General features: G+C 47.3%; 1 protein-coding gene. It reads left to right on the forward strand.

Translation table 11 applies throughout. From position 1 onward, the window contains the following. The coding region (locus R7P74_RS29630; protein WP_318124327.1) for a helix-turn-helix domain-containing protein at positions 1-445 on the forward strand (445 nt) is incomplete at its 5' end. Positions 446-509 lie beyond the last annotated feature (64 nt).

Here is a 509-nt window from a genome sequence, read left to right on the forward strand (position 1 = left end):
TCGACTTAATGTTGCACAGATCTACTTACCGCCGCTTAGGGAGCGAGAAGAAGACGCGTTGATTCTGTTTGAGCACTTTGCATTGCAAACAAATCCAGACAGTCGACCGTTGAGTGATGCCGACAGAAATGCCGTGCTTTCTTACGCTTGGCCAGGAAATGTGCGCGAATTACGTAACGTCGCAATGCGTTTCGCGCTGGATGATACGGTTTCTGTGATGGAAATTCTTTCTAGCCGCCCGTCGTCAACCACGGAAGAGACTCAAGCGGGTGTTCCGTTGATGATTCAGTTGCACAACTTTGAGCGCAAAGTGTTGCATGATTCATTAGTGAGGCACCAAGGACGGATTAATGAAGTGATGCAAGAGCTCGATTTACCACGCCGCACCTTAAATCAGAAAATGCAAAAATTTGGTCTGAATCGCTCCGATTACACCGATTCGTGAATGGAATAACAGGAGCGATGTTGTTGTACCTTTCCGTTATGCGCTTTTGGTCGGTGTTTGGATG

It is taken from the genome of Vibrio sp. 2033 (genome assembly GCF_033339735.1).